Annotated in this window: 11 protein-coding genes and 1 pseudogene; 6 read left to right on the forward strand and 6 right to left on the reverse strand. The window is 72.2% G+C overall.

Features of this window, described 5'->3' with window-relative positions:
- Positions 1-196 precede the first annotated feature (196 nt).
- From ADK64_RS34590 to ADK64_RS34605, 4 genes are all read right to left on the reverse strand, one after another.
- The gene (locus ADK64_RS34590; protein ID WP_053665690.1) at positions 197-2,443 is read right to left on the reverse strand and encodes a heavy metal translocating P-type ATPase; all 2,247 of its coding nucleotides are present in this window, start codon (positions 2,441-2,443) and stop codon (positions 197-199) included.
- A gap of 155 nt (positions 2,444-2,598) precedes the next feature.
- Positions 2,599-2,838, reverse strand: a complete 240-nt coding sequence (locus tag ADK64_RS34595; protein ID WP_053665692.1) for a heavy-metal-associated domain-containing protein — start codon at positions 2,836-2,838, stop codon at positions 2,599-2,601.
- A gap of 92 nt (positions 2,839-2,930) precedes the next feature.
- Positions 2,931-3,881 (reverse strand): PrsW family intramembrane metalloprotease, encoded by a 951-nt coding sequence (locus ADK64_RS34600; protein WP_053665693.1) that lies wholly within the window; start codon positions 3,879-3,881, stop codon positions 2,931-2,933.
- An 85-nt stretch (positions 3,882-3,966) separates the two neighbouring features.
- The gene (locus ADK64_RS34605; RefSeq protein WP_053665695.1) at positions 3,967-4,632 is read right to left on the reverse strand and encodes a TetR/AcrR family transcriptional regulator; all 666 of its coding nucleotides are present in this window, start codon (positions 4,630-4,632) and stop codon (positions 3,967-3,969) included.
- Positions 4,633-4,656: 24 nt separating this feature from the next.
- On the opposite strand from ADK64_RS34605, the pseudogene ADK64_RS34610 reads away from it, so the two are divergent.
- Both ADK64_RS34610 and ADK64_RS34615 read left to right on the forward strand, forming a co-directional pair.
- Positions 4,657-5,565, forward strand: a pseudogene (locus ADK64_RS34610) (MMPL family transporter); the annotation flags it as partial.
- Positions 5,566-5,678: 113 nt separating this feature from the next.
- Complete coding sequence (locus ADK64_RS34615) at positions 5,679-6,755, forward strand: zinc-dependent alcohol dehydrogenase family protein (RefSeq protein ID WP_053665696.1); 1,077 nt, start codon at positions 5,679-5,681, stop codon at positions 6,753-6,755.
- Here ADK64_RS34615 and ADK64_RS34620 read toward each other — a convergent pair.
- Together ADK64_RS34620 and ADK64_RS34625 are read right to left on the reverse strand one after the other, a co-directional pair.
- A complete protein-coding gene (locus tag ADK64_RS34620) occupies positions 6,703-7,275 on the reverse strand; it encodes a GNAT family N-acetyltransferase (RefSeq protein ID WP_053665832.1) in 573 nt (190 codons plus the stop codon). The two genes, ADK64_RS34615 and ADK64_RS34620, sit on opposite strands and share 53 nt — an antisense overlap.
- Positions 7,276-7,345: 70 nt before the next feature.
- Entirely contained in the window at positions 7,346-7,546 is a 201-nt protein-coding gene (locus ADK64_RS34625; protein WP_053665698.1) for a helix-turn-helix transcriptional regulator, read from the reverse strand.
- A gap of 337 nt (positions 7,547-7,883) precedes the next feature.
- On the opposite strand from ADK64_RS34625, the gene iolC reads away from it, so the two are divergent.
- From iolC to iolD, 4 genes are all read left to right on the forward strand, one after another.
- Complete coding sequence (gene iolC, locus ADK64_RS34630) at positions 7,884-8,834, forward strand: 5-dehydro-2-deoxygluconokinase (RefSeq protein WP_053665700.1); 951 nt, start codon at positions 7,884-7,886, stop codon at positions 8,832-8,834.
- Between the two features lie 83 nt (positions 8,835-8,917).
- Positions 8,918-9,778, forward strand: coding sequence for a Cgl0159 family (beta/alpha)8-fold protein (locus tag ADK64_RS34635; protein ID WP_053665833.1), 861 nt, complete (start codon positions 8,918-8,920; stop codon positions 9,776-9,778).
- A gap of 7 nt (positions 9,779-9,785) precedes the next feature.
- Positions 9,786-10,610: a 5-deoxy-glucuronate isomerase gene (gene iolB, locus ADK64_RS34640; RefSeq protein ID WP_053665702.1), complete on the forward strand. Its 825-nt coding sequence runs from the start codon at positions 9,786-9,788 to the stop codon at positions 10,608-10,610.
- The gene (gene iolD / locus ADK64_RS34645) at positions 10,607-12,487 is read left to right on the forward strand and encodes a 3D-(3,5/4)-trihydroxycyclohexane-1,2-dione acylhydrolase (decyclizing) (protein WP_053665704.1); all 1,881 of its coding nucleotides are present in this window, start codon (positions 10,607-10,609) and stop codon (positions 12,485-12,487) included. The genes iolB and iolD overlap by 4 nt, the downstream gene beginning before the upstream one ends.

Here is a 12,487-nt window from a genome sequence, read left to right on the forward strand (position 1 = left end):
ATGGTTACGTTCACATCACTGTGATCTGCGTCTCTTGCATATGTCCTTTAGGTACGCAAGAGCCCCGATACGGCGATCGGGACCCAAGCGTAAGGAAGATGCGCGAGCCTTGTGAAGAGCTTATGTGAGGCGTGCGTCCGACTCTAGAGGGTCTCCTACTTCGACCGTGCCGAACCGCCGGTAACCCCGGGGGACTTCAGCGGAAGCGCCGCAGCCGCAGACTGTTCGTCACCACGAACACCGAGGAGAAGGCCATCGCCGCGCCCGCGATCATGGGGTTGAGCAGCCCGGCGGCGGCCAGCGGCAGCGCGGCCACGTTGTAGCCGAAGGCCCACACCAGGTTTCCCTTGATGGTGGCCAGCGTCCGCCGGGACAGCCGGATGGCGTCCGCCGCCACGCGCAGGTCCCCGCGCACCAGCGTCAGATCGCTCGCCTCGATCGCCGCGTCCGTGCCGGTGCCCATCGCGAGGCCCAGATCGGCGGTGGCCAGCGCGGCCGCGTCGTTGACGCCGTCGCCGACCATCGCCACGGCACGCCCCTCGGCCCGCAGTCGCCGTACGACGTCCACCTTGCCCTCGGGGAGCACCTCGGCGTACACGTCCCCGGCGTCGATGCCGACCGTCTTCGCGACCGCCTCGGCGACCGTCCGGTTGTCGCCGGTGAGCAGCACCGGGGTGAGCCCGAGGGCGCGCAGCCCGTGTACTGCCTCGGCGCTGGTCTCCTTGACCGCGTCGGCGACGGCGAGGACGCCGCGCGCCCGCCCCTCCCAGCCGGCCACCACGGCCGTACGGCCCTGCTGCTCGGCCTCGCGGACCGCGCGGGTCAACTCCTGCGGCAGCGCGTCGTACAGCCGCCCCACGGCCACCTCACGGCCGTTCACGCGCCCGCGTACGCCCCGCCCGGGGACGTTCTCGAAGTGTTCGACCTGCGGCAGCGTCCCGGCGCGTTCCTCGGCGCCGGCGGCGACGGCGCGGGCGACCGGGTGCTCGGAGGCGTGCTCCAGGGCACCGGCGAGCCGCAGCAGTTCCTTCTCGTCCTCGCCGTCGGCGACGTACACCGCCTGGAGCGTCATCCGGCCGGTGGTGACGGTGCCGGTCTTGTCGAGGACGATCGTGTCGACGCGGCGCGTGGACTCCAGCACCTCGGGGCCCTTGATGAGGATGCCGAGCTGGGCGCCGCGGCCGGTGCCGACCATCAGCGCGGTCGGTGTGGCGAGGCCCAGCGCGCAGGGGCAGGCGATGATCAGGACGGCGACGGCCGCGGTGAACGCGGCGACCGCGTCCCCGGTCACGCCCAGCCAGACGCCGAACGTGGCGAGGGCGATGAGGATGACGACGGGCACGAAGACGGCGGAGACGCGGTCGGCGAGCCGCTGCACCTCGGCCTTGCCGTTCTGCGCGTCCTCCACGAGCTTCGCCATCCGCGCGAGCTGGGTGTCCGCGCCGACCCGGGTGGCCTCGACGACCAGCCGGCCGGCCGCGTTGACCGTGGCCCCGGTGACCTGGTCGCCGGGGCCCACCTCCACCGGCACCGACTCGCCGGTCAGCATGGACGCGTCCACGGCGGAGACGCCCTCGGCCACGGTGCCGTCGGTGGCGATCTTCTCGCCGGGCCGTACGACGAACCGGTCGCCGACGGCCAGGGACGCCACGGGTATGCGCACCTCGCGCCCGTCCCGCAGGATCGCCACGTCCTTGGCGCCCAGTTCCATGAGGGCCTTCAGGGCGGCCCCGGCGCGGCGCTTGGAGCGGGCCTCCAAAGAGCGGCCGAGCAGGATCAGCGCGACGACTCCGGAGGCGACCTCCAGATAGATGGTCGAGGCGCCGTCCATGCGCGCGACGGTGAAGCGGAACTCGTCGTGCATACCGGGCATGCCGGCGTCGCCGAAGAACAGCGCCCACAGCGACCAGCCGAACGCGGCCAGCGTGCCGACCGAGACCAGGGTGTCCATGGTGGCGGCGCCGTGCCGGAGGTTGGTCCAGGCGGCCCGGTGGAAGGGCGCGCCGCCCCAGACGACGACGGGCGCGGCGAGCGTGAGGCAGAGCCACTGCCAGTTGTCGAACTGGAGGGCCGGGATCATCGAGAGCAGGACGACGGGCGCCGCGAGCAGTGCGGAGACGAGCAGCCGCTGTCGTAGCGCGACCTGTTCGGCGTCCTCGGAGGGGGTGGCCGGCTCGGGCTCGGGTCGTGGCGGTGCGGGCTCCTCGGCGGTGTAGCCGGTCTTCTCCACGGTGGCGATCAGGTCGGCGACCCGGACGCCCTCGCCGAAAGCGATCTTCGCCTTCTCGGTGGCGAAGTTGACGGAGGCGCTGACGCCCTCCATCCGGTTGAGCTTCTTCTCCACGCGCGCGGCGCAGGAGGCGCAGGTCATCCCGCCGATGAGCAGTTCGACCTCGGAAGCCGTACCGGTAGCCGTGGCTGTCTCTGCGGTAGTGCTGGTCATGTCCGGACTCCAGACATCGGACCGGACCGTACGGATCCAGTATGAGCTGGTCGGTACGGACCGATCGGGGAAAGGTTTCGGGACCCGTGCGGGCCGGACCCGTTGCCGCGCGCTCCCGCCGTCGGGCGGGTTCGCGCCCTGCCGTACCGGGCGGGTCAGGCCCGGCCGGCCAGCTCGAAGCCGGCCTCGTCCACCGCGGCGCGCACGGCCTCGTCGTCCAGCGGGGCCTCGGAGACGACGGTCACCTCGCCGGTCGACGCCACGGCCTTCACCGAGGTGACACCGGGGATCTCGGAGACCTCACCGGAGATCGCACCCTCGCAGTGGCCACAGCTCATGCCGGTCACCTTGTAGACGGTGGTGACGGAACCCGGGGTGTCGGTGTGGGTGGTCATGTCGTTACTCCTCGTCGAGGCGTATGGGGCCAGTGGGGTCCACGGGGCCGCCAAGGCCACGGGGAGATCCCCATGCTCACCAGACTATACCCCTAGGGGGTATTTCTCAAAGAGGGGTCCCGGCGCGTCAGCGACCGCACCCAGCCGACTCCGGCCAGCGCCACCAGGACCAGTCCGCCGACCGAGAACAGTGTGAACAGGTGCTCCTGCGCGGCGCTCGGCCGGGTGAGGTACGCCTGCGCGAACAGCGGACGGTCCAGGCCGGCACCGGTCAGCCGGGCCGTCGCCCGGAGCGCGAGGCCGTTGGTGGCGTCCCACAGCGTGTGCAGCAGGCAGACGCCCAGGCAGGTGACGACGACCGGCGTGGCGATACGGAAGCGGCCGTTCAGGCGGCGCCGGGACAGCAGGGCGCCGCCGGCGATCGCGGTCCACAGGCCGTGCCCGGAGGGTACGAGCACCCCGCGCAGGATCTCCGTCTCCAGCAGCGCGCGCAGATCGACGCCCTCGGTGGAGACGGCCGCCTCGAAGGCGTACCCGGCGCTCTCCAGGGCGGCGAAGCCGAAGCCGACGGCCGCGCCGAGCACGAGCCCGGCGCGCATGCCGCGGATGCCCGGTCTGCCCCGCAGTACGAACGCCAGCGCGGCCAGCTTGGCCGTTTCCTCGGCCAGACCGACGCCGGCGAACATCCCGAGGGAGGGGCGCAGCAGGTACGACTCCATCAGTGAGGTGCCCAGTACGCCGAGCGCGCCGCCGGTCAGGAAGCAGCCGAGGATCGCGCTGACGCCCAGATCACGGCCGTGCCGCTCGTACGCCCACAGCACGAAGGCGACCGGCGCGAGAAAGCTGCCGAGCAGAATCAGTGTCGGCAGCAGCGCGCTGTCGCGCGTCTCGTAGGCCACCCACGCGGTCAGCGCCCACACGGCGAGCCCACCGCCCAGGCAGCGCCGCCACAGTCCGGCACGGATGCGCGGGTACGGCGGCGGGGGCTGCTGCGGGCCGGGGATGCGGGCCCTGGGTGTGCCGGGCGGCGGGGAGTGGGTCACGGGAGTCCCCTCGACAGCTGCTGGGCGATTTATCCGCACTCTAGGCAGATGCGCCGGGTGCCGCAGTCCGGGTGACTCCCTCGGGTCACCTACGGCCGGGCCGGTCGCCCGTCAACGGGTCCAGGTAGCGGACCAGGACGTCCTTGACCTCCTGGACGTAGGCCGTGCGCTCGGCGCCCTCGCTGGCGAGGACCAGTTCCAGACCGGACTTGTAGATGCCGAAGCGGACATGGGCCGTGCGCGTGATGTCGGCCGGGGCGGCACCGGGCATGAGAGAGGCGAGCAGGCCCTCGATCCGGCCGATCAGGGTCGCGTGCAACTGGTCGTGCGCCTCGGTCATCCGGCCCGGGACGTCGGCGCCGTGCATGAGCGCGAAGAAGACCGGGTGTTCGGTGTTGAACGCCATGAACCGGTCCACGGCCGCGCCGATCGCCTCCTCCAGCGGGGTGGCGGGGGCGACGGGCGCCAGTGCCGTGCCGTAGGTCTCGCGCATCTCGTGGATGAGCCGGTCGCCCAGCTCGATCGCGATCGCCTCCTTGTTCGGGAAGAACTGGTAGAGCGTGCCCGGCGAGACCCCGGCCTCGCGGGCGATGGCGTTGGTGCTGGCGGCCGTGTAGCCGGTGGTGCAGAAGACCTGGGCGGCCGCTTCGAGCAGCTGGGCGATGCGGCGCTCGCCGCGGGCCTGGCGGCGGCGGGGCTGCTCCTTCTGTGGCTGCTCCTGCTCCTGCTGCGTCTGCGGGTTGTCGGGCACGTGTTATCCCCAGGTCTCCGAACGGGATCGACGGGCAGCCCCGGCGGCGGCCTGGAGATCCTCGCCGAGGGCCGGGCCACCCCCGCCCAGTACGCCGCCTACACACAGCGGGTCGCCGCCCTGCCCGAGGTGGTCCGCGTCGACGGCCTGCTGGTCAAGGGCGACGCCGCCTACTTCACGGTGCAGCCCAGGGGCGAGGCCGTGGACGACGCCGCCCAGCGCCTGGCAGGCGACGTCCGCGCCCTGCCCGCGCCCTTCGACACCAAGGTGACCGGCACGGCGGCCGTCCTCGTCGACACCAAGCACGCCATAGCGCGGCGCCTGCCGTGGGCGGTCGCGTTCATCGCCGTCGTCACCCTGCTGCTGGTGTTCCTGCTGACGGGCAGTGTGCTGATACCGATCCAGGCGGTGCTGCTGAACGCCCTCAGCCTGACGGCGATGTTCGGCGCCGTGGTCTGGGTCTTCCAGGACGGCCACCTCTCCGGCCCGCTCGGCTTCACCAGCTCCGGCTCCATCGAGACCACCCTGCCCGTGCTGATGTTCTGCGTGGCCTTCGGGCTCTCCATGGACTACGGCGTCTTCCTGCTCTCCCGCATCAAGGAGGAGTACGACCGCACGGGCGACCACGACGCGGCCGTACGGCACGGACTCAGGCGCACCGGCGGGCTGATCACCGCGGCGGCGGTCATCCTCGCGGTGGTGATGGTCGCCATCGGCACCTCCCGGGTGACCAGCACCAAGACGCTCGGCCTGGGTATCGCTCTGGCGGTCCTGATGGACGCGATGGTCGTCCGCAGCCTCCTGGTCCCGGCGATCATGCGCCTCACGGGGAGGGCGACCTGGTGGGCACCGGCACCGCTGCGGCGGCTTCACGGACGGTTCGGTCTGAGCGAGGGCGGGCCGGACACGTCCCCGAGCGGCGCGGGACCGTGCCGACATGAGGCTCCACCGCGTGGTGCGACCAGCGACAAGGCATCGGAACTGGTCACCCAACGCGGCGGCCCCCGGGCCTCTAGTCTTCGCGTAGGTTCCCGAAAGGATTGCGCATGCGAGCCGTCGTCCTCGAACGCTACGGCGCCCGCGCCGAGGTGCGGGAGGTCCCCGACCCCGAGCCCGCGGAGCACGCCGTGGTGGTCCGGGTCGAGGCCACCGGGCTGTGCCGCAGCGACTGGCACGGCTGGATGGGCCACGACCCCGACATCGAGCTGCCGCACGTGCCCGGGCACGAACTCGCAGGAGTCGTCGAGACGGTGGGCTCCCGGGTGACGCGCTGGCGGCCCGGCGACCGGGTCACCGTGCCGTTCGTCTGCGCCTGCGGCACCTGCGCGGCCTGCGCGGCGGGCGACCAGCAGGTGTGCGAACGCCAGACCCAGCCGGGCTTCCACCACTGGGGCTCCTTCGCCGAGTACGTGGCGCTCCACCACGCGGACGTCAACCTGGTGGCGATCCCGGACGACATGGCGTACGCCACCGCCGCCGCCCTCGGCTGCCGTTTCGCCACCGCCTTCCGCGCGGTGGTGCAGCAGGGCCGGGTGACGGCGGGGGAGTGGGTCGCGGTGCACGGCTGCGGCGGGGTCGGCCTGTCGGCCGTGATGGTCGCGGCGGCCTCGGGAGCGCGGGTGGTCGCCGTGGACGTCGCTCCCCGGGCCCTTGAGCTGGCGCGGAAGTTCGGGGCGGTGGAGTGCGTGGACGCGACCGGTGTGCCCGACACGGCCGCCGCCGTCCGTGAGCTGACCGACGGCGGGGCCCATCTCTCCCTGGACGCCCTCGGCTCCCCGGCCACCTGCGCGGCATCCGTGAACGGCCTGCGCCGCCGTGGCCGGCACATCCAGGTCGGTCTGCTGCCCTCGGCCGACGGCACCACGCCCGTCCCGCTGGCCCGCGCCATCGCCCTGGAGCTGGAACTGCTCGGCAGCCACGGCATGGCCGCCCACACCTACCCCGCGATGCTCCGCCTGGTCCGCTCCGGGGTGCTGCGTCCCGACCTGCTGGTGACGTCCACCATCCCGCTGGACGCGGCGCCGGAGGCGCTCGCGGCGATGGGGACGGCGCCCGGCGCCGGGGTCACGGTCATCGAGCCGTGGGGCCGAGGGCGGCCCACTCCCGGTCCAGGATCGACATGACCACCTCGTCCGCCCACGCACCGTCCCGCAGCGCGACCTCCCGCCGGACGCCCTCCACCACGAACCCGACCTTCTCGTAGACCCGCCGGGCCCGCGCGTTGTGGCCGTAGACCTCCAACTCGATCCGGTGCAGCCCGAGTTGCTCGAAGCCGTAGCCGACGATGAGCCGGGTCGCCTCGGTGCCGATGCCCCGGCCCCGGCCGCGTGGGCCGATCAGGGTGCGAAAGGTGCAGCCGCGGGCCTGCCGGTCGACCTCGTACAGGACGACCTCGCCGAACAGTTCGCCGGTGGCGGGATCGGTGACGGCGAGGTCCAGCCGGTCGGGTCCGGCCGCGCGTGCGCCGTAGTGGGAGCGCAGCCGGTCCAGGGTGATCACGGTGGTCGGATCGAAGGTGAAGCGGATGACCTCGGGGTCGTTGATGATCTCCCCCATCGGCTCGGCGTCGTCCGCGGTGAAGGGGCGCAGCACGGTCCGCTCGCCGGTCAGAACGGGTTTGACGGAGAAATCCATGGTCGGCATGGAGAGCACTGTGCCCCACGCGGACGGTGGGGGCACAGAAGTTTTCCGGAGGCGGAGGCGGGGGCGGGGGTCAGTCGAACCGGCGGCCGCGGTTGCCGGGCCGGGAGGCGACCCAGGCGCGGACGGTGTCGGCGTACCAGTAGGGCTTGCCGCCCTCCACGTGGTCGGGCGGGGGCAGCAGCCCGTGCTTGCGGTAGGACCGTACGGTGTCCGGCTGCACCCTGATGTGCGCCGCGATCTCCTTGTAGGACCAGAGCCTGCGGTCGGTCATGAGTTGCACCTCCCTGCGCACGCCGCGGCGGCGGCCTGGGGCGGCCGTCGGGGGAGCCGGGCGCTGCGCTGGCGATCACCAAGCCTGCGCACGGTGAACGACGGAGAGTGAGAGGGGACAGCGCCTGTAGGAACGGTGTGACGCACAGCCCGCGTACATGTGACACATGTGACACAAGTGGAGTGTTTGTGACACACCGGCCGCACCGCGTGCCGGCCGGCAGCTTCAGATCGCGCCGGGCGGTTTCCTTGGCTGGTCCGAATGTCTGGACAAAACATTGACAGGGTGAGGCGTACGGGACTACAAAACCGGGGAGAGCCGTAACGAAGGGAAGCCGATGGCCTACGACCTGATCACCATGGGGCGGATCGGAGTGGACCTCTACCCGCTGCAAACCGGTGTCCCGCTCGCCCAGGTGTCGACCTTCGGCAAGTTCCTCGGCGGGTCGGCGACGAACGTCGCGGTCGCCGCGGCACGACTCGGCCGGCACACCGCCGTGATCACCCGAACCGGTGACGACCCGTTCGGCACCTATCTGCATGAGGCGCTGCGCGGTTTCGGTGTCGACGACCGCTGGGTCACCCCCGTCCCGGGACTGCCGACCCCGGTCACCTTCTGCGAGGTCTTCCCGCCGGACGACTTCCCGCTGTACTTCTACCGTCAGCCCAAGGCGCCCGACCTGGAGATCGACGCCCACGACCTGGACCTCGACGCCATCCGCGGCGCCCGCATCTTCTGGGTCACCGGCACCGGCCTGAGCGAGGAGCCGAGCCGCACGGCGACGCTCGCGGCCCTCGCGCACCGCGCCAAGTCCGGTACGACGGTCTTCGACCTCGACTGGCGGCCCATGTTCTGGACCCACCCGGACGAGGCCCGCCCGTTCTACGCCGAGGCCCTGCGCCACACCACGGTCGCCGTCGGCAACCTGGACGAGGTGGAGGTCGCGACGGGGGTGCGCGAGCCGCATGCCGCCGCCCGGGCGCTGCTGGCCGCCGGCGTCGAGATCGCCGTCGTCAAACAGGGACCCAAGGGAGTCCTGGCGGTGAGCGCTTCGGGTGACTCGGCCGAGGTGCCGCCCCTCCCGGTCGACGTCCTCAACGGCCTCGGCGCCGGTGACGCCTTCGGCGGCTCGCTCTGCGACGGCCTGCTCGAAGGCCGGGACCTGGAGACGATCATGCGACACGCCAACGCGGCCGGCGCCATCGTCGCCTCCCGCCTGGAGTGCTCCTCCGCGATGCCCACCCCGGCCGAGGTGGCCGCCGCGCTCGAGGCCGGAGCGGTCCTGTGAGGGCCGGCCGCGTCACGGGCACGCACACCGAGGGCGGGGACGCGGGAAGGCGCTCACGCGTCGACGTCGCCGAACTCGTCCGTATCCGCACCCACCACCCCGAGGCGATCGCCGAGGCCGCGGTCCGCCGGGCCCGGCGCCCGCTGCTGGGGGACAACGGCCGGCTGATGATCGTCGCCGCCGACCACCCGGCCCGCGGCGCGCTCGGCGTCGGCGACCGGGGGCTCGCCATGGCCAACCGCGCAGAACTGCTGGAACGGCTGTGCCTGGCGCTGTCCCGGCCCGGCGTCGACGGTGTCCTCGCCACCGCCGACATCCTGGACGACCTGCTGCTGCTCGGCGCCCTCGACCACAAGGTCGTCATGGGCTCCATGAACCGGGGCGGACTGCAGGGCGCCAGTTTCGAGCTGGACGACCGCTTCACCGGGCACCGCCCCGAGGACATCCAGCGGCTCGGCTTCGACGCGGGCAAGCTGCTGCTGCGCATCGACTACGACGACCCGGGTTCGCTGACCACCCTGGAGTCCACCGCCCGCGCCGTCGACGAGATGGCCGCGCGCCGGCTGCCGGTGTTCGTGGAGCCGTTCATCAGCCGCCGCACCCCCGAGGGGAAGCTGCGCAACGACCTGTCCGCCGAGGCGGTCACCCGGTCCATCGCCATCGCCTCAGGCCTCGGCGGCTCCTCCGCCTACACCTGGCTGAAGGTGCCCGTCACCGAGCACCCCGACGACATGGCCCGGGTCATGGAGACCTCGACCCTGCCGGCCGTGCTGCTCGGCGGCGACATCGGCGACTCGCCCGAGGACCAGGTCGCCGCCTACGAGAAGTGGCGCGACGCGCTCCAACTGCCCACCGTGCGCGGCCTGGTGGTCGGACGCTCGCTGCTGTACCCGGCGGACGGCGACGTGGCCGCCGCCGTGGACACCGCCGTAGGACTGCTGTGAGGGCCGCATGACCAGCACCGACCTGTATCTGCCCCGGGGCGCGACCGCGAACGCCCAGTACGCCGTCGACATCGACCCCAAGTTGGCCGGCTGGACACACAGCAGCCTGCGCGTGGTCGAGTTGGCGCCCGGCGGCAGCCATACGTTCACCACCGGCGACAGCGAGTGGATCGTGCTTCCGCTGCAAGGCGGATGTACCGTACAAATCGAGGAGAACGAGTTCCAACTCCTGGGCCGGGGGAGTGTGTTCGCGGACGTCTCCGATTTCGCGTACGTTCCCCGGGACGCCCGGGTCCAGATCGCCTCCGGCGCGGGAGGCCGCTTCGCCCTGGCAGGAGCGAAGTGCGAGCGACGACTCCCCGCCCGCTACGGCCCCGCGCCGGAGGTACCCGTCGAGCAGCGCGGCAGCGGCACCTGCGCCCGCCAGGTGCGGGGCTTCGCCGCAGCCGACTCCTTCGACTGCGACAAGCTGATCGCCGTCGAGGTGATCACCCCCGGCGGCAACTGGTCCTCGTACCCGCCGCACAAGCACGACGAGCACCGGCCGGGCGAGGAGTCCGAGCTGGAGGAGATCTACTACTTCGAGATCGACGGCCCGAACGGTCTCGGCTATCAGCGGGTGTTCCCCTCCCGCGAGGGCGGATCCGACGTCCTCGCCGAGGTCCGCTCCGGCGACGCCGTCCTCGTCCCCGACGGCTGGCACGGCCCGTCGATCGCCCAGCCCGGGCACGACATGTACTACCTGAACGTCATGTCGGGCCCGGGCCGGACCCGGGAGTGGCGGATCTGCTTCCACCCGGACCACACCGAGACCACAGGGGGGTACCGATGACGACGACCCGGCTGACCGTCGCCCAGGCGCTCGTCCGCTTCCTCGCCGCCCAGTACACCGAGCGCGACGGCGAGCGCCGCCGGCTGATCGGCGCGACCTGGGGCATCTTCGGGCACGGCAACGTCGCGGGCCTCGGCCAGGCGCTGATCGAGTACGCCGAGTTGATGCCGTATCACCAGGGCCGCAACGAGCAGTCCATGGTGCACGCGGCGGTCGGCTACGCCCGCCAGTCCAACCGGCTGTCCACGCACGCGGTGACGACGTCGATCGGCCCCGGCGCGACGAACCTCGTCACCGGCGCCGCCCTCGCCACCATCAACCACCTCCCGGTCCTGCTGCTGCCCGGCGACGTCTTCGCGACCCGCCCCGCCGACCCGGTCCTGCAGCAGCTGGAACTGCCGTACGCGGGCGACGTCTCGGTCAACGACACGCTGCGCCCGGTGTCGAAGTACTTCGACCGGATCACCCGCCCGGAGCAGCTGATCCCGTCCGCGCTCCAGGCCGTGCGGGTCCTCACCGACCCGGTGGAGACGGGCGCCGTCACCCTCGCGCTGCCGCAGGACGTGCAGGCCGAGGCGTACGACTGGCCGCAGGAGTTCTTCGCCGAGCGCGTGTGGACCGTACGACGCCCGGGCGCGGACCCGACCGAGCTGGCCGAGGCGGTCACGGCGATCCGTGCCGCGCGGCGCCCGCTGGTCGTCGCGGGCGGCGGAGTGCACCACAGCCGCGCCGAGGAGGCCCTCGCGGAGTTCGCGTCGGCCACCCGGATCCCGGTCGCCTCCACCCAGGCCGGCAAGGGCTCGCTGCGCCACGACCACCCGCAGGACGTGGGCGGCATCGGCCACACCGGCACCGCGACCGCCGACGAACTGGCCCGCACCGCGGACCTGGTGATCGGCGTCGGCACCCGGTACACCGACTTCACCACCGCCTCCGGCACCCTCTTCGCACACCCGGCCGTCCGCTTCCTCAACCTCAACATCGCCCCCTTCGACGGCCACAAGCTGTCCGGGCTGCCGCTGATCGCGGACGCCCGCAGCGGCCTGGGCGAGCTGACCGAGGCGCTGGTCGTGCACGGCCACGCGGTGGCCGACGCCTACGTCACCGAGTACACCGAGGACAAGGAGCGCTGGGAGCAGCGCGTCGACGCCTGCTTCGAGGCCGACGAGACGGACGTACGGCCGAGCCAGCCGCAGGTCATCGGGGCGCTGGACGCCCTGGTGGACGAGTCGGACATCATCATCAACGCGGCCGGCTCGCTCCCCGGCGACCTGCACAAGCTGTGGCGGTCACGCTCGCGCGACCAGTACCACCTGGAGTACGGCTACTCCTGCATGGGCTACGAGATCCCGGCCGCGCTCGGCGTGAAGCTCGCCGCGCCGGAGCGGAACGTGTGGGCGCTGGTCGGCGACGGCACGTATCTGATGATGCCGACGGAGATCGTGACGGCCGTGCAGGAGGGCATCGCGATCAAGATCCTGCTGGTGCAGAACCACGGGTACGCGTCCATCGGCGGTCTGTCGGAGTCGGTCGGCGGGGAGCGGTTCGGTACCGCCTACCGGTTCCCGACGGACGAGGGGACGTACACGGGCGCCCCGCTGCCCCTCGACCTCGCCGCCAACGTGGCCAGCCTCGGCATGCGGGTGCTGCGCGCGAAGACCGTACGCGACCTGCGCGAGGCGCTCGCCGAGGCGCGGGCCGCCGACACTCCCACATGTGTCTACGTGGAGACCGAAACGTCCGACACTGTGTCGGGCGCGCCCCCGGCGCAGGCCTGGTGGGATGTTCCTGTGGCCGAGACCGCGACCCGATCGTCCGCGGTCAAGGCACGTGAGCTGTACGAACGGCACGTCTCGACCCGACGCCGCCATCTGTAA

The sequence above is a fragment of the Streptomyces sp. MMG1121 genome, assembly GCF_001280015.1.
GTDB lineage: Bacteria > Actinomycetota > Actinomycetes > Streptomycetales > Streptomycetaceae > Streptomyces.